Source organism: Ghiorsea bivora (assembly GCF_000744415.1).
In the GTDB taxonomy this organism is placed as follows: Bacteria; Pseudomonadota; Zetaproteobacteria; order Mariprofundales; family Mariprofundaceae; genus Ghiorsea; species Ghiorsea bivora.
Map to the genome: position 1 here is coordinate 150387 of NZ_JQLW01000009.1, position 14780 is coordinate 165166.

Here is a 14780-nt window from a genome sequence, read left to right on the forward strand (position 1 = left end):
CATGAGCTTTAAATATATTAATTTGTGACTTCATGAATAGATTTGATAGGTTGCATTTTTTGCTTCATAGCAGCCAAGGATACCCATGAAAAAAACATTTAACTTAACCCATCCAAAAACCAAATATGCAAGGCTTATTGATGCTGTGCGCAGTGACATTAAACGTTATATCAAACGTGAGCGTAAAAAGGCGCTGCCTGAAGGGTTTGATACATGGGACTTTGATTGTAAATTTGGCGCAAATGCCGATGAAGCCAAGGTGTTGGACGTAACAGAGCTTTCCAAAGCCATCAATGATGCTGAAGCCCAAGGTTTGGCATCCTTTTATATTGAAATCCTAGCCAAAGCAGGACATAGACCACCCAAACCAGTGCGTGAAGAAATAGAAGACGCAGAGCATGAAACATAAGATGACAACGCAACCCTGTGTCCAAGTTGCGCCTATAGATTACACATTGTTATTAGAAGTAGCTAAGGAAGGTCTGAACAAGTCATGAACTCGCATTTTGTGCCCAGTGCACCCAAACTCTGCGTTGTGCGTTTAAGCAATAGTCTAGCTATTACTTGCAACACACGCCTAGGTTTTGAGTACCCTGAACTACAACCTGCTTTGTCCATGACTTGTTCAGACCTTCCCTAACTTTAGTGTAATTCGCACCCAATCATCATAATCAAGTTGTTCAGGGCGTTTTTTGGGGTCGATACCAATGCTTAGGTAATCTTCCTGTGTCAGTTGTCCACGAAACTGATTATAAATTGTTTTACGACGGTGGGCAAAACCCTGCCTTACTGTCTTTTGTAGTGCCTCATAACTGCATTTTGGTGCTCTACCATGGGGCAGCAAACGAATAACCATAGAATGTACTTTAGGTGGTGGATTAAATGCACCTGGAGGCAAAACAATCAGTTTCTTAGGCTCATAAAAATGGCGTACGAGTACGGATAAACCACCATATATTTTTGTCCCCGACTCCGCCGTGATGCGTTGCCCTACTTCCTTTTGGTACATCAAAACCATACCGCCAGATAAAGAAAACGATGCCAATAAAGCCGTTAAAGGCCCACTGATATTGTAAGGAAGATTACCAACTATCCATTGCGGGTTGTCTGTTGCCACAACATCAGACAACACCTCCATCACATCACCATGTGCAACTTTTAAATTGGGATATTCATTTGTCTTTTCCTGCCAAAACTGTGCAAATCGGTCATCTTTTTCAATAATCGTAAGTTGGGATACTCTTGCCAACACCGATGTGGTGATTGCACCAGGTCCTGGACCAATTTCAATTGCGCTCTCGCCAACAGGGATTGCTTCTGCAATGGTTCGGATTGCTTTCTCACTGACCAAAAAGTGTTGCCCCAATGCTTTATTGGCGCGAAATTTACCATCGTGTGTAGGTTTTGACATGGGGCTACTATACAAATCAAGGAGTAAACATCTATGCAACATTGGTTTTTTCTCATCTCTGCCATTTTATTGGAAGTTGCGGGCACCACAGCTATGAAATTTTCTGAAGGTTTTACAAAAATCGTACCATCGATATTGATGGCTGTGCTTTTTTTATCATCCCTTGCCATGCTTACCCTTGCTTTAAAAAAGTTTGAAATCGGCATGGCTTATGCCATTTGGTCGGGGCTTGGCACGGCTTTGATTGCAGTGTTAGGTATTTATTTATTCAATGAAACGGCAAGTTTGATGAAGTTTTTCAGTATCCTTCTCATCATTGCGGGTGTCGTTGGTCTTCATTTAAGCGGAGCAAACCATTAAACATCTCACTATGAAACATTTAAGATTTGACCATACATTTATTGACAAGCTTCCAGCAGACCCTGTCACCCACAGTGTTCGCCGCCAAGTCGTTGAAGCTTGTTACTCCTTTGTTTCCCCCAAAACCACGGCTGCACCCAAGCTATTGATTCATAGTCCAGAAGTGGCTGAACTTTTAGATTTAAGTGATAAAGACTGTCATTCTGACCTGTTTACCCAAGTCTTTTCAGGCAATGCCCTTCTCGATGATATGAAACCCTACGCCATGTGTTATGGCGGGCATCAATTTGGCAACTGGGCAGGACAACTGGGTGATGGTCGCGCCATTGTTTTAGGCGATGTCATCAACAACAAAGGTGAACGCTGGACATTGCAACTCAAGGGTGCGGGTGAAACACCGTATTCAAGAAGTGCAGATGGTTTGGCAGTGCTTCGCTCATCCATTCGTGAGTTTTTATGCAGTGAAGCAATGTTTCATTTGGGTGTGCCGACGACCCGTGCTTTAAGTTTGTGTGCCACTGGCGACCAAGTATGGCGTGATATGTTTTATGATGGTCATCCTGAATACGAACACGGCGCTGTAGTTTGCCGCGTTGCACCTTCTTTTTTACGCTTTGGTAGTTTTGAAATCTTTGCCGCACGCAACGACCTTAAAACATTAAAAACACTTCTGGACTTCACCATTCGCACTTATTTCCCCCATTTGATTCAAGATGATAATATCAATACGGACACTTACACACGTTGGTTCGCCGAAGTCTGTGATACAACCAAAACCATGATTATACACTGGCAACGCGTGGGATTTGTACATGGGGTAATGAACACCGATAATATGTCGATTCATGGGCTTACCATTGATTATGGGCCTTATGGTTGGCTGGAAGATTACAATCCTGATTGGACACCCAATACCACCGATGCAACCAATCATCGCTATGCCTTTGGCAAACAAGCCCATATCGCCCACTGGAACTTGATGAAATTGGCACAAGCCATTGCCCCTTTGTTTAGCGATACAACACCTTTGCAAGATACACTCAATGCTTATGCCCCTGCCTATAAAAAAGCGTGGCAAACGATGATGCAACAAAAATTAGGTTTAAATACCTTTGATGAAGCTTTGGCTGAGCAACTGATGAACAATTTAGAACGAATCGAAACGGATATGACAATATTCTTCAGAAAACTTGCCGATATTTCAGCGCAAAACACAATCGAACAGTGCATCCAAACCATTAGTCCTGCTTTTTATGGTGATGATTGGGAAGTTTATGCGAGTAACATATGGAAAGATTGGTTTAACGATTATTTGAAACATATACAAAGTGACAACAATGCCAACCGAAAACAAGCCATGAATCTTGTGAATCCCAAATATGTATTACGCAATTATTTAGCCCAGCTTGCCATTGATAAAGCCGACAGCGGCGATGTATTCATGCTGCATGAATTGTTTGAGGTTTTGAAAAAACCGTATGCCGAACAACCTGAGTTTGAAGATAAATATGCCCAAAAACGTCCTGATTGGGCGAAAGAAAAAGCAGGTTGCTCTATGTTGTCTTGTAGCTCCTAAAAACTTGATAAGCTCTGCATAAACCCATATTCAAGGTTTGCTTGGCTTACTTTTTGATTTGGTACTCTGCTTTCAACACTGAAATATCAGCTTCATCCATCAGTTGTTTAATCCAAGTATCCAATGCCTTTTTGCGTAGAATACTCGTCACTTCGTCTTTCACATCATCCACACTTGGGGTATTACCTTCTTTTTTACCCAACCATTCAATAATATGCCAACCAAACTTGGTTTTTACTGGCTGGCTAATACGACGTTTTTCACTCAAAGCAAAAGCAACATCTTCAAAAGGTTTCACCATAGTTCCCCGAGCAAACCAGTTTAAATCGCCACCCCGACCTTTGTTGCTATCATCAATAGAAAACTGCGCAGCTAAAGCAGAAAAGCTATCGGGTTTACGTTTTAACATTTTTAAAACTTCCAATGCTTTTTGTTTATCCGACAACAAAATATGCCGTACATGAATTTGCTCAGGGATTTTAAAGTCATCCATATGTTTATCGTAATACGCTTGAATTTGCGCATCATTAAACACGGCAACATCTTGTTGTTGCCAATCTCGAATACTTTGAATCAACACTGAGTTTTGCGCTTGGTGGATACGATGTTGAACCAAAGGATCCCTGTCCAAACCCATTGCCTTCGCCTTTTGAGCCACAGCTTCACGCTGGATCATCACATGTAATATCTTTGCTCTGGCTTCTTCATCTTGCATCAGATGTCGCATGGATTCAGGCATACTTAAAATTTCATAATCAATATCAATATCATGAATCTCTTTGCCACTCACCACAGCAACCACAGGACTATTTACCTGAGATACACCCTTATCCATACTTTTATTTTCACAGCCTGATAATGACAACAATATCAAGATAAACATCAACATCAGCTGTTGCTTGGGTAGCACTCTAGAATTCGCAATACTTTTCATGTGCGCTAGCGTATCGCCATATTTCTGTAATAAAAAGGGGAAGTTTTCATGTCACCAGCGGTTATGGCCATCGTGGTCTTAAGTTTATACCTTATCTTTTACCACTTTTATGCCAAAGCAGTGCTTGGGCGTAAGGTTTTTGAACTTGATGATTCTAATATCACACCCGCACACAGCATGAATGATGGTATTGATTATGTGCCTGCCAATAAATACATTTTGTTTGGTCACCACTATGCATCCATTGCAGGCTTAGCCCCCATGCTTGGTCCTGCTATTGCTGTGATTTGGGGCTGGTTACCCGCTTTATGTTGGGTGGTCTTTGGTACACTACTCATTGGTGCTGTTCACGATTTTTCCGCTTTAATACTTTCCTCTCGCTACAAAGGGGAAAGTGTGGGCACGATCGCCAAAGATGTGATTTCACCGCGCACGCGCCTATTATTTTTATTGGTTATTTTCTTCCTTGTAGCATTGGCGATGGGTGTATTCGTACTTGTAATTTCAGGACTATTTGCTGCACCTGATGCTGCAAACATTGCCCCTACTGCACACCCAGAAGCCGTATTTCCCACTTATTCACTCATGCTTATTGCTATGGTGATTGGCTTTTTGGTATACAAAAAGAACTTACCTGTTTGGCCTTTGATTGGTTTAGGTTTTGTCGCCATGCTGGTCACGACATGGTGGGGATTGGATAACCCAGTCACGGGTTTTACCGCCAAAGATTGGACTTGGTCACTTTTGGCTTATGCCTTTTTAGCCAGTGTGCTTCCCGTTTGGCTTTTACTGCAACCCCGAGATTTTTTAAACTCCCTGCTTTTATACCTTGCGCTTGCCATGATGTTAATTGGCTTTTTCATGCTAGACCCAGAGTGGGTCGCCCCTGCGATCAACCCTAATCCAGAGGGGGCACCACCCATGCTTCCCTTCTTATTCATCGTGATTGCATGTGGCGCTGTATCTGGCTTTCACGGCATTGTGGCATCGGGTACATCTTCCAAACAATTGGACAAAGAAACGGACGCACCCTTGATTGGTTATGGTGGCATGATTGGTGAGTCTTTATTAGCATTGCTTGCTGTGTTGGCAACAACCGCAGGTGCATTTTCCACCCGCAGCGACTGGGAAGCATTTTATGGCTCATGGGGACAAGCTGTGGGTTTACATCAAAAACTTGGCGTGTTTATCCAAGGTAATGCCAACTTTATTCATCAACTGGGTATCCCTTATGATTATGCCGCAGCATTTATTAGCGTAGTTGTGGTCGGCTTTGCCATGACTTCAGTGGATACTGGCGCACGACTTTTACGTTTTAATATCCAAGAAATCGGTAAAACCATCAATTTCAAGTGGTTTGATAACCGTTATGTTGCCACCTTGCTTGCCGTATCGGCCATGGGTTTCTTCGCCTTCTTTGAAATGGATGGTAAACCCGCAGGATTATTCTTGTGGACATTGTTTGGTACCACCAACCAAATCTTAGCTGGGCTAACATTGCTTACGGTGACCATCTATCTATACCGCAAAAAGAAACCTATACTTTATACATTACTGCCCATGTTATTGGTGCTAGGTACTACCATCGCAGGTATGATTATGGGTATGATAGGCGCGATTGAAAAAGAGCAGTGGACAGTTGCCGCTGTTGGCTTCAGCATATTTGCATTGGCAGTGTGGGTGTTGATTGAAGCACTGCTGGTGGTAAAAAAGATTAAAAACGAGCGTACACAACAAACATAAAAGCAAACGAGGAGCTTCTTCTATGCCAACTTCTAAACCCAAGGCAACACCGTATATCTATGTTCTAGACACCAATGTATTGATTCATGACCCCAATGCATTACTACGTTTTGATGAACATCATGTGGTCATACCCGTGGTCGTTTTGGAAGAAATGGACAAGGTGAAACGTGGCATGGATGAAATTGCGCGTAATATTCGCGAAGCTTCACGCACCTTGGATATGTTAAGCGCACAACAAGATGATTTATCGCAAGGCTGTGAATTAGCTGGTGGTGGTCGACTATTCTTCGAGTTGGATGATAAAACCGATGGTTTACCCGACTCGTTTACCCACGGCATGGCAGATAATCGTATTATCGCAGTCACCATGCGTTTGCAGCAGAAAAACCCCAAGAAAAAGGTCGTTTTGGTCTCCAAAGACATCAATTTACGCATCAAAGCCCGTGCTTTAGGCTTAAAAACAGAAGATTACCGCTCTGACCGTGTGGTGGAAGACATCAATGTTTTATCTACAGGCATCATGACTTTGTCGCATGAGTCATGGGAAGCCATGGCAAAAGATATGGTGGTCAGTGATGTGGAGTTTGGTAATCGTTATGAGGTGTGCTGGCCCAAAGATTTAACCTTGCCTCACTTGCACAACTTTATCGCTTTACCTGGAGATTTAGAGGTCTCCCTTCGTTGTACCAAGATTGAAGATGATGGGCGTGTAACACTTGAAGACATTTGTTCATACCGTAGCTCTCGCCATGCTATTTGGGGTGTTCAAGCACGCAATGCTGAGCAAAATCTTGCCATGAACTTACTCATGGATGCCAATTTGGATTTGGTGGCACTCATGGGTGTGGCAGGCTCTGGTAAAACATTATTGGCACTGGCTTGCGGTTTGCACCAAACCCTAGATATGGGTTTGTATGATAAAATATTGGTTACCCGCGCTACTGTACCTATGGGACAAGATATTGGTTTTTTACCGGGCACAGAAAAAGAAAAAATAGAGCCTTGGATGGGTGCGATTACCGATAACTTGGCTTACCTCTTGGACGAACAAACTACGGATATTTCATCCGTATTGGGGCAACATCGCATTGAAATTGCCGCACTTTCTTTTGCCCGAGGTCGCACATTTAGCCGTACATGGTTGATTATCGATGAAGCACAAAACCTCACCCCACATCAAATGAAAACCTTGGTCACACGCATGGGAGAAGGCTCAAAAATCATTATTTTGGGCAACAATGCACAAATCGACACCCCTTACCTAACCTCACAAACCAATGGCCTAACCTTGGCTGTCAAACAATTCTCCGATTGGGAATTTTCAGGACATGTGCAATTGCAAGCCAGTGAACGTTCGCGTTTGGCTGCATACGCTGCTGAGGTATTATAAACTTTGCTACAAACACTCAAGTCCAACCCTTTAATGCTCACTGGGGCAATGATTGTTGTCTTCGTCGCTACCATTGCCATTCTTGCGCCATGGCTTGCGCCCTATGACCCTGACCATATCGTGATTCGTGATATGTTGCTGCCACCATCCGCCGAACATTGGTGTGGCACAGACACTTTGGGTCGTGATGTATTCTCAAGGCTTTTGTATGGCGCACGAATTTCATTGCTGGTTGGGCTGGTCGCTGTGGGCATTGCGCTCTTGGTAGGCACCATCTTGGGTGCTATTGCAGGTTATGCAGGTGGTATCTGGGACAACATCATCATGCGTTGGACAGATATGGTCTTATGTTTCCCCACCTTTTTTCTTATTTTAGCTGTGATTGCATTTTTAGAGCCATCCATTTGGAATATCATGATTATCATTGGTTTAACCTCTTGGATGGGTGTCACCCGCTTACTTCGCGCCGAATTTTTAAGTTTAAGAGAGCGTGAATTTGTTCTGGCTGCAAAAAGTATTGGCACACCACCTTTGCGCATGGTTTGGTCGTATATGTTGCCCAATGCGATGGGGCCATTGTTGGTGTCTGCCGTGCTCGGCATTGCAGGTGCCGTATTGATTGAATCAGGTTTATCATTCTTAGGGCTTGGTGTGCAGCCACCTACCGCATCTTGGGGCAATATGCTCACTGAAGGTAAAGATAATATTCAAATTGCATGGTGGTTATCGGTCTATCCTGGTTTAGCAATTTTAATTACCGTCTTGGGTTACAATCTACTGGGTGAAGGTTTGAGAGATGTATTTGACCCCAAACTAAAACGTTAAAATGAACAAAAATCACGAAGATTATATGCAACTTGCTTTGATCCAAGCACAGCTTGCAGCAGACATGGATGAAGTGCCTGTAGGTGCAGTTTTGATTACAGATGATGGGCAAGTATTTTCAGCCCACAATGCACCCATCAACAAACATGATGCAACATGCCATGCTGAAATCGAAGTGATACGCAAAACATCTGCATCTATCGGCAATTATCGTTTATTAAACAGCATCTTATATGTCACCCTAGAACCATGCCTGATGTGCGCGGGCGCTATCATTCATGCAAGAGTTGGCACTGTAGTATATGGCGCAGAGGACAACAAAACAGGTGCGGTGTCTTCACTCTATCAAGTTTTATCCGATAAGCGTTTAAATCATCAACCCCACATCATTTCAGGTATCTTACAAGATGAATGCAGCCAACAACTGCGCGCCTTCTTCAAAGCCAAACGTTTAAAGAAAAAGAATGCCTGAACCTCTGAAAAATCTATATAATGACACCTTTTTTTACTCGTTAAACAAGGCAATGGTTCAAACATACCCAGTATTTGATACACAGAAGTTTAACGCACTCATTTTTGATAGAAACTGGGAAAACAAAGAACTCAAACAACGCATGCGACATATTACAGAATCATTACATCAATGTTTACCCGACTATGAACAAGCTATTCCCATACTCAAAGCAGCTTCAAGCCAGTTTTCCAATACTTTTACACACATGTTTTTTCCTGAATATGCTGAACTGTATGGCATCAATCATTACGATATTTCTATGGATGCACTAGAGCATTTCACCCAATACTCATCATCCGAATTTGCCATTCGTCCGTTTATTATAAAATATCCCAAAGAGACCATGCAACACATGCAAACATGGGCAAAGCATAAGAATGAACATGTGCGCCGCCTAGCATCGGAAGGCTGCCGCCCACGTCTGCCTTGGGCAATGCAGCTGCCCGCTTTTGTGCAAGATCCAAGCCCTGTTTTAGAAATCCTTGAGCAACTTAAACATGATGAAAGCCTGTATGTACGGCGTAGTGTGGCGAACAATTTGAATGACATCGCCAAAGACCACCCACAATTCGTGTGTGACATTGCCAAATCTTGGTTGGGTTTTGATGCTGATACAGATTGGCTGGTCAAACACGCTTGCCGCACACTTTTAAAACAAGCTCACCCTGAAACATTAGCCTTGTTTGGCTTTACACCTGCCGAGCATGTTCAAGTTCAGAGCTTTAAAGTTTCACCACAAGTTTCATGGGGTGGTAAGGTTAAATTCTCAGCTACCCTAAACAGCGATAAACCATTGGGAAAACTGCGTTTAGAATTTGCCATCGACTTCATGAAAGCCAATGGAAAAACGACACGCAAAGTATTCAAAATATCTGAATCAAGCCTCAAAGAAACATCTAAAACCATTCAAAAATCATTCAGCTTCAAACCCATATCCACCCGCAAGTATTATGCTGGAGAACATCAACTCTCGTTGATAATCAATGGACAAGAATGCGCAAAGCAACCTTTTCTGCTAACCTCTTAAACACACACGAAATAAAGAAGAGGGCAAACATGAATAAAAAAATGGACGCATCAGAAATAAACACGCAATTGCAAGCTTTAAACCAACAGTGCACAGACGCTTGGAATATTCAAGATGAAAAGCTGCACAAAACATTCAAATTTAATAATTTTATTACAGCTTTTGGATTTATGAGCCAAGTTGCCATACTTGCTGAAAAAGCCAACCATCACCCTGAATGGTTTAATGTATACAACCGTGTTGAAATCAACTTAACCACACATGAAGTTGGCGGTATTTCAACCCGCGACTTTGATTTAGCACAAGCTATTGAAAACATCATAAAATGCCCCTAAAATAACCTTACTGTCTTTAAGAAGACAAAAATTGCAAAACCAACTATAGTGGGCTGATATTAACATGCTTATTTCGAGGAGAAATTATGGGATTTTTAACAGATCACAAAAAAACAATCATTGCTGGTTTTATACTGCTAGCTATTATCTTAGGTGCGGCCGTTGGCACAGGTGGATCTTTACCTGAATTTTATGATTTTTCACGCTATTTCCACGTTCTTTCAGGCATTATCTGGATTGGTTTATTGTATTATTTTAACTTCGTGCAAGTACCATCTTTGGGTGGTGTAACAGCTGAAACCAAAGCCGACATCTTTAAAGAAGGCAGCATTGTTCGCCGTGCTTTATTCTGGTTCCGCATGGGTGCACATTCAACATTGCTTTTCGGTATCATTTTACTCGCAAGCTTAGGCAAAGGGATTACAGTTGATATTATGATTGGTGCAACATTTGCAATCATCATGTGGTTCAATGTAACATTCATCATTTGGCCTAACCAAAAGAAAGTGATTGGCATGGTTGAAGCAACTGCCGATGAAAAAGCAGCAGCGGGCAAAAAAGCATTGATGGCTTCTCGCATCAACACATTGCTTTCAATCCCAATGTTATTCTTGATGTTTTCATCAACACACTTCCAAATTTTTGGGTAAATACGTAAAGCCACGCATACAAGGTGGCTTTATTTAATAAAACTTTTCGCTAGGTTTTGCCTGTGTTGAGTTTGCTCAATAAATTTTAAAAAGAAGGTATAAAAACATGAATGTTGATCAACATCTAAAAGTTGCACAATGGCATATAGAACAAGCTCGCTTGCATGCAACTTCTGAACATACTTGTGGTTGCCCAGTCAATGAGCACTACCATAAAATTATTCAAGAAGTAGAAGCTGGAAAAATTGAAGAAGAATTATCTTGCTCAGTAGATAAATAATCTTACCTTTCCAAGGGTATACAAAAGGCGCTCATTCGAGCGTCTTTTTTTATGTCTTTGTTTCAACCATTTGAAACACAGAACCTCGGAAGTTACCTGCCAAATCATGATAATCTTCAAGTTTATTCAGCATGTTTGGCGTATCTGGCATACCACACAAACCTGATTCTAATACCAACAACCCATTATCTTTAAGATACAAATGTGCATCCTTGAGCAAGGTATCCAACAGCGTTAAACCCGAAGACTCATCAGTCAGTGCAAAACGCGGCTCAAAGCTTAATTCAGCTTCCAAATCATGCATTTCATCCTGGCTGACATAGGGCGGATTAGACACAATGACATCAAATTTCGAACCATCTGGTAATGCTTGATATAAATCACCTTGATAAAAGGTCATGCGATCATAAACACCAATTTGTTTGGCATTTTCTCGGGCAATACTTAATGCAGCGTCCGAAATATCACATGCAGTCACATGGCTGTTCTCATATTCATCAACCAAAGTCACCGCAATACATCCCGAACCCGTACCAATATCGCAAATTTGTAAGCTTTCACCTTGTTGCGGTCGATATTTGAGCACTATTTCAATCAAGTGTTCCGTTTCTGGGCGAGGTACAAGCACATCTTTGGATACCACAAAATCATGCTTCCAAAATGCTTTCTTACCCAAAATATAAGCCAGTGGTTCACGATTCAGTCGTCTCTTCAACATCACATTAAATTTCTCAATCACGACTTCAGGCACTTCATCATTGGCGCGAATAATCAAACCCGTTGCCGAGACACCCCAAGCTTCCATAAGCATTAATTCTGTATCTTTCCGTGGTGCATCAACACCAGTTTGTTCTAATTGTAAGGCAGATTGTTGTAGCAATAAACGGGGATTCATTAGCTCTGACCAGCAAGCAACTCCGCCTGGTGGTGTGTAATCAAAGGCTCAATCAACTCATCCATTTCACCATTCATGATTTGGTCGAGTTTATACAGTGTGAGATTGATGCGGTGGTCGGTAACACGCCCTTGCGGATAGTTGTAAGTGCGGATGCGTTGTGACCTATCGCCAGAACCCACCATGTCTTTACGCGCTTCGGCTCGCTCGGAGTCTTTTTCGGATTGTTCTTTGTCGAGCAACCTTGCTTGCAATACTTTCATGGCTTGGGCTTTATTTTTATGTTGGCTGGCTTGATCTTGGCAGGTGACCACCAAACCTGATGGAAGGTGGGTTAAACGCACAGCAGATTCTGTTTTGTTTACATGCTGACCACCCGCACCCGAGGCGCGATACACATCAATACGCAAATCTTCCGTGCGAATATTGATTTCCACTTCTTCAGCTTCGGGTAAAATCGCCACTGTGCAAGCGGAAGTATGAACACGACCACCCGATTCCGTTTCAGGTACACGTTGCACCCTATGCACACCCGATTCAAACTTGAACACAGCAAACACATCTGTACCTGTCACTTGCGCCACGATTTCTTTGTAACCACCAATACCAATATCACTACTGGTCAAAATGGATACTTTAAACCCTTTACGCTCAGCATAACGGCTATACATGCGAAATAAATCTGCGGCAAACAAAGCCGCTTCATCACCACCCGTACCTGCACGGATTTCAAGAATTACATTGCGGTCATCATTGGGGTCTTTGGGTAATAATAAAGTATCCAAGCGTTTTTTGCTGGCTTCAAGCTCTTGTTTCAGCTCAATGATTTCCATTTGAGCCATATCTTTCAGCTCAGGGTCACAGCCCTCCTCTGCCATCATTTCTTGATTATCTTTGATTTGCTGCTCAAGCGACAAGTAACGTTCCGCTTCATCAGCCACAGGCTCAATGGCAGAGTATTCTTTGGAAATCTTGGTGTATTTATTGGGGTCTGATGTGATTTCGGGGTCTGCCATCATCACAGACAGGTCATTCTTTTTTCTTAAAATCTCATCCAGACGCGTGTTCATCGGACTCCCGAGGTTTATCTTTTTTCTTTATATCATGCACGGGTTCTGCAGCAAACAAACGGCTAGCTGCCCCCATCAACAAATCACCTTCAATATCATCGGGCAATGTTTTCAGCGTTTGCATGGTTGGATGCACAAAGCGTTTCATCAATGCTTTGCTCAAACGCTCTACTGCTTCTTCTTGCTCAGGACTTAAACCTTTGAGATAACGCTTGGATTTTTCGATTTCTTCAAGCCTCGCTTTTTCAACTTGCTGCTGAATACCGCGAATCAAAGGCACTGATTCCAATGATTTCAACCATGCGGAAAATGCCACAGCCTCTTCTTCTAACAATACTTTGGCTTGCTCTGCTTCTTTTTCTCTATTCTTTTGATTACCTTGCACCACCTGTTGCAAATCATCAATATCATAAACATAAGCGCCCGCAATATCGGCAATACGCGGGTCAATATCTCGCGGCACAGCAATATCCACCAAAAACATCGGCTGCCCACCCCGTTTTTTCATCGCAGGTTTCACATCTTCAGGCAAAAGCACATATGTCGATGCACCCGTTCCTGAAATCACAATATCAGCCCTATCCATATATTGCGGAAGTTCATCCATGGTTAAAGCATGACCTTCAAATTCAAGCGCCAGTTTACGGGCGCGTTCTAGGGTTCGGTTGGCAACCAAAATTTCAGTACAACCATTGGCTTTCAAATGTGTTGCCGCAAGCTCAGCCATTTCACCAGCACCCACCAACAACACTGTTTTTCCTGATAAGTCACCAAAGATACGTTTCGCCAGCTCCACAGCGCACGAAGAAATATTCACAGCTTGCCTACCAATCGATGTTTCACTTCGCGCGCGTTTCGCCGCTGCAAAAGTAGATTGGTATAAACGGTGCAAAATATGCCCTGCTGTTTTGGCTTCTAATGCCAATTCATAAGACGCTTTAACCTGACCCAAAATTTGTGGTTCACCCAAAACCAATGAATCCAAACCTGACGCAACAGAAAATAAGTGGCGAATCGCTGCATCTGTCGTATGTGCATACAAATGTTCAATCACATCTGACAAAGGCATACCTGCTTTTTTAGCAAACCATTCATGGGCAACTGCAATTGCCGCATCGGGATCATGCGTCACCAACGTCATCTCAACACGGTTGCATGTGGATAACAAAGCCGCTTCACGAATCGCAGGATTGGCAATTTTGCAGCGCAAAATAGCTTTAATATCGGCTTCGGGGACAGCCAAACGCTCCCGCAGTTCAACAGGTGCAGTCTTATAATTTAAGCCAATATGACAGATTCTCATGCGGCGAACCTATGCATAGCTGACTTGCTGTCCATCTTCAATCAAACTTAGCGGCAAAACACTTTGTTTATGTTTCGTCTGATCACACAAGTCTGCCAAAAGATCTAACCTACCCTTTTCATCCAATTTTACGGAAAGGTGCACATATGGATTTGGCATATGTTTATATATCGTATCACATAATACCGCGCCCTGCATCAGAAACACACCCACGCAGACAATACCATCGCTTTGCCACTGTTGTAGCGCAGTTTCCACTTGTTGTATTGATGTTAAACCCATCACTTTATCAAGTGTGTTCGTTTGCTCCGTTATACTTCCAAGCAACCCAAAAAAAGCTTGCCCTTCTTGCTGCGTCAAAGCTTGATGCAATATGGATTGGAATGCAGAACGCCGAATATAATAGGTAGGTGTTGATGATAGTTTACTCATAGAAAGCCAAGCATGATGCCTCACCTCACCTC

17 protein-coding genes are annotated in these 14780 nt (G+C 42.6%); 11 read left to right on the plus strand and 6 right to left on the minus strand.

The features are described from left to right. Positions 1 to 85 precede the first annotated feature (85 nt). Positions 86 to 409, plus strand: coding sequence for a DUF6172 family protein (locus tag DM09_RS07925; protein WP_038249600.1), 324 nt, complete (start codon positions 86 to 88; stop codon positions 407 to 409). Positions 410 to 625: 216 nt separating this feature from the next. On the opposite strand, the gene rsmA is transcribed toward DM09_RS07925, so the two are convergent. Next, complete coding sequence (gene rsmA, locus DM09_RS07930) at positions 626 to 1411, minus strand: 16S rRNA (adenine(1518)-N(6)/adenine(1519)-N(6))-dimethyltransferase RsmA (RefSeq protein WP_038249601.1); 786 nt, start codon at positions 1409 to 1411, stop codon at positions 626 to 628. A gap of 33 nt (positions 1412 to 1444) precedes the next feature. Between rsmA and DM09_RS07935 the strand changes: the two genes are divergently transcribed. Then, positions 1445 to 1771 (plus strand): DMT family transporter, encoded by a 327-nt coding sequence (locus tag DM09_RS07935; RefSeq protein ID WP_038249603.1) that lies wholly within the window; start codon positions 1445 to 1447, stop codon positions 1769 to 1771. A 10-nt stretch (positions 1772 to 1781) separates the two neighbouring features. Further along, complete coding sequence (locus DM09_RS07940; RefSeq protein ID WP_038249604.1) at positions 1782 to 3347, plus strand: protein adenylyltransferase SelO; 1566 nt, start codon at positions 1782 to 1784, stop codon at positions 3345 to 3347. A 46-nt stretch (positions 3348 to 3393) separates the two neighbouring features. Here DM09_RS07940 and DM09_RS07945 read toward each other — a convergent pair whose 3' ends face one another. Continuing rightward, positions 3394 to 4281 carry a peptidylprolyl isomerase gene (locus DM09_RS07945; RefSeq protein WP_038249613.1) on the minus strand — a complete coding sequence of 296 codons (888 nt, stop codon included), beginning with the start codon at positions 4279 to 4281 and terminating at the stop codon, positions 3394 to 3396. A gap of 48 nt (positions 4282 to 4329) precedes the next feature. On the opposite strand from DM09_RS07945, the gene DM09_RS07950 reads away from it, so the two are divergent. The 8 genes from DM09_RS07950 (at position 4330) to DM09_RS11660 (ending at position 11048) form a co-directional block, all read left to right on the plus strand. After that, positions 4330 to 6024 carry a carbon starvation CstA family protein gene (locus DM09_RS07950; RefSeq protein WP_038249618.1) on the plus strand — a complete coding sequence of 565 codons (1695 nt, stop codon included), beginning with the start codon at positions 4330 to 4332 and terminating at the stop codon, positions 6022 to 6024. A gap of 22 nt (positions 6025 to 6046) precedes the next feature. Then, complete coding sequence (locus tag DM09_RS07955) at positions 6047 to 7417, plus strand: PhoH family protein (protein ID WP_038249620.1); 1371 nt, start codon at positions 6047 to 6049, stop codon at positions 7415 to 7417. Between the two features lie 3 nt (positions 7418 to 7420). Further along, the gene (locus tag DM09_RS07960; protein WP_038249623.1) at positions 7421 to 8242 is read left to right on the plus strand and encodes an ABC transporter permease; all 822 of its coding nucleotides are present in this window, start codon (positions 7421 to 7423) and stop codon (positions 8240 to 8242) included. A 1-nt stretch (position 8243) separates the two neighbouring features. Beyond that, a complete protein-coding gene (gene tadA / locus DM09_RS07965; RefSeq protein ID WP_038249625.1) occupies positions 8244 to 8714 on the plus strand; it encodes a tRNA adenosine(34) deaminase TadA in 471 nt (156 codons plus the stop codon). Positions 8715 to 8766: 52 nt separating this feature from the next. Beyond that, entirely contained in the window at positions 8767 to 9783 is a 1017-nt protein-coding gene (locus tag DM09_RS07970; RefSeq protein ID WP_232507785.1) for a DNA alkylation repair protein, read from the plus strand. A gap of 29 nt (positions 9784 to 9812) precedes the next feature. Then, positions 9813 to 10118 carry a 4a-hydroxytetrahydrobiopterin dehydratase gene (locus DM09_RS07975; protein ID WP_038249630.1) on the plus strand — a complete coding sequence of 102 codons (306 nt, stop codon included), beginning with the start codon at positions 9813 to 9815 and terminating at the stop codon, positions 10116 to 10118. A gap of 86 nt (positions 10119 to 10204) precedes the next feature. Further along, entirely contained in the window at positions 10205 to 10768 is a 564-nt protein-coding gene (locus DM09_RS07980) for a urate hydroxylase PuuD (protein ID WP_038249632.1), read from the plus strand. 106 nt (positions 10769 to 10874) lie between these two features. Continuing rightward, complete coding sequence (locus DM09_RS11660) at positions 10875 to 11048, plus strand: hypothetical protein (protein ID WP_198401660.1); 174 nt, start codon at positions 10875 to 10877, stop codon at positions 11046 to 11048. Between the two features lie 49 nt (positions 11049 to 11097). On the opposite strand, the gene prmC is transcribed toward DM09_RS11660, so the two are convergent. The 4 genes from prmC to DM09_RS08000 are packed head-to-tail and all read right to left on the minus strand — an operon-like array spanning position 11098 to position 14748. Further along, on the minus strand, positions 11098 to 11943 hold the full coding sequence (gene prmC / locus DM09_RS07985; protein ID WP_038249634.1) for a peptide chain release factor N(5)-glutamine methyltransferase: 846 nt from the start codon (positions 11941 to 11943) through the stop codon (positions 11098 to 11100). After that, positions 11943 to 13013 carry a peptide chain release factor 1 gene (prfA, locus tag DM09_RS07990; protein ID WP_038249637.1) on the minus strand — a complete coding sequence of 357 codons (1071 nt, stop codon included), beginning with the start codon at positions 13011 to 13013 and terminating at the stop codon, positions 11943 to 11945. Before prfA ends, prmC begins: the two co-directional genes overlap by 1 nt. Then, complete coding sequence (hemA, locus tag DM09_RS07995) at positions 12994 to 14316, minus strand: glutamyl-tRNA reductase (RefSeq protein ID WP_038249640.1); 1323 nt, start codon at positions 14314 to 14316, stop codon at positions 12994 to 12996. The genes prfA and hemA overlap by 20 nt, the downstream gene beginning before the upstream one ends. Positions 14317 to 14325: 9 nt before the next feature. Then, entirely contained in the window at positions 14326 to 14748 is a 423-nt protein-coding gene (locus DM09_RS08000) for a hypothetical protein (RefSeq protein WP_038249644.1), read from the minus strand. Positions 14749 to 14780 lie beyond the last annotated feature (32 nt).

Coding starts and splice junctions, on each gene's coding strand:
- DM09_RS07925 (WP_038249600.1), top strand. CDS start 86: ATGAAAAAAACATTTAACTTAACCCATCCAAAAACCAAATATGCAAGG.
- rsmA (WP_038249601.1), bottom strand. CDS start 1,411: ATGTCAAAACCTACACACGATGGTAAATTTCGCGCCAATAAAGCATTG.
- DM09_RS07935 (WP_038249603.1), top strand. CDS start 1,445: ATGCAACATTGGTTTTTTCTCATCTCTGCCATTTTATTGGAAGTTGCG.
- DM09_RS07940 (WP_038249604.1), top strand. CDS start 1,782: ATGAAACATTTAAGATTTGACCATACATTTATTGACAAGCTTCCAGCA.
- DM09_RS07945 (WP_038249613.1), bottom strand. CDS start 4,281: ATGAAAAGTATTGCGAATTCTAGAGTGCTACCCAAGCAACAGCTGATG.
- DM09_RS07950 (WP_038249618.1), top strand. CDS start 4,330: ATGTCACCAGCGGTTATGGCCATCGTGGTCTTAAGTTTATACCTTATC.
- DM09_RS07955 (WP_038249620.1), top strand. CDS start 6,047: ATGCCAACTTCTAAACCCAAGGCAACACCGTATATCTATGTTCTAGAC.
- tadA (WP_038249625.1), top strand. CDS start 8,244: ATGAACAAAAATCACGAAGATTATATGCAACTTGCTTTGATCCAAGCA.
- DM09_RS07970 (WP_232507785.1), top strand. CDS start 8,767: ATGGTTCAAACATACCCAGTATTTGATACACAGAAGTTTAACGCACTC.
- DM09_RS07975 (WP_038249630.1), top strand. CDS start 9,813: ATGAATAAAAAAATGGACGCATCAGAAATAAACACGCAATTGCAAGCT.
- DM09_RS07980 (WP_038249632.1), top strand. CDS start 10,205: ATGGGATTTTTAACAGATCACAAAAAAACAATCATTGCTGGTTTTATA.
- DM09_RS11660 (WP_198401660.1), top strand. CDS start 10,875: ATGAATGTTGATCAACATCTAAAAGTTGCACAATGGCATATAGAACAA.
- prmC (WP_038249634.1), bottom strand. CDS start 11,943: ATGAATCCCCGTTTATTGCTACAACAATCTGCCTTACAATTAGAACAA.
- prfA (WP_038249637.1), bottom strand. CDS start 13,013: ATGAACACGCGTCTGGATGAGATTTTAAGAAAAAAGAATGACCTGTCT.
- hemA (WP_038249640.1), bottom strand. CDS start 14,316: ATGAGAATCTGTCATATTGGCTTAAATTATAAGACTGCACCTGTTGAA.
- DM09_RS08000 (WP_038249644.1), bottom strand. CDS start 14,748: ATGAGTAAACTATCATCAACACCTACCTATTATATTCGGCGTTCTGCA.